Source organism: Candidatus Hydrogenedentota bacterium (assembly GCA_016791475.1).
Classification (GTDB): Bacteria; Hydrogenedentota; Hydrogenedentia; order Hydrogenedentales; family JAEUWI01; genus JAEUWI01.
On sequence record JAEUWI010000390.1, the window covers coordinates 1 to 557 of the forward strand.

2 protein-coding genes are annotated in these 557 nt (G+C 54.9%); both read right to left on the minus strand.

Translation table 11 applies throughout. The features are described from left to right. A partial coding sequence (locus tag JNK74_29845) for an anthranilate/aminodeoxychorismate synthase component II (protein MBL7650373.1) occupies nt 1–164 on the minus strand: 164 nt, incomplete at its 3' end. A 6-nt stretch (nt 165–170) separates the two neighbouring features. Then, nucleotides 171–515, minus strand: a complete 345-nt coding sequence (locus JNK74_29850; protein MBL7650374.1) for an ATP-dependent Clp protease adaptor ClpS — start codon at nt 513–515, stop codon at nt 171–173. Nucleotides 516–557 lie beyond the last annotated feature (42 nt).

Below are 557 nucleotides of genomic sequence, written 5' to 3' on the forward strand. Positions count from 1 at the left end.
GTACAGGGGCCTGGAGAGATGCAGATGCGCTCTGGCTTGAGTTTGGCGATCTCCTCCAAGGTGATTTGGTCATTGCGCTTAATGAGCATGTCCGCGCCCATTTCCCCGAAGTACTGCACGAGGTTGTAAGTGAAGGAGTCGTAGTTGTCGATGATAAGCAGCATGGGGAATCAAACGGCGGGCTCAATCTCGGCCCGCATGGAGCCTTTGCATTCTTTGATGCTCGGGTCAGGTCCGTATTCGTGGATTTGTTCTTGGCGCAGTTCAGCCAGTTCTTTGTGAACGGTAGCTACGATGACCCGGCCTTTCTCATGGACCTCAGAGGCCATCTCAAAACCGACTTCAGGTGGGTGCCCGAAAATATCGGACAGCATGTCGATCACGTACTGAAATGAATGCTCATTGTCGTCGATCAAAATGACATGCCACAATGGCTCTGGCGAAGTGGGCGCGGGTTTTTGCTTCGGTGGCGGCAAAATCTTGGGCACAACAGGCTTCACCGGGGCTGTAGGCATCTCCACCGGCCCCGAAACGGGCCGGTGAGCCAAGCGCGATGG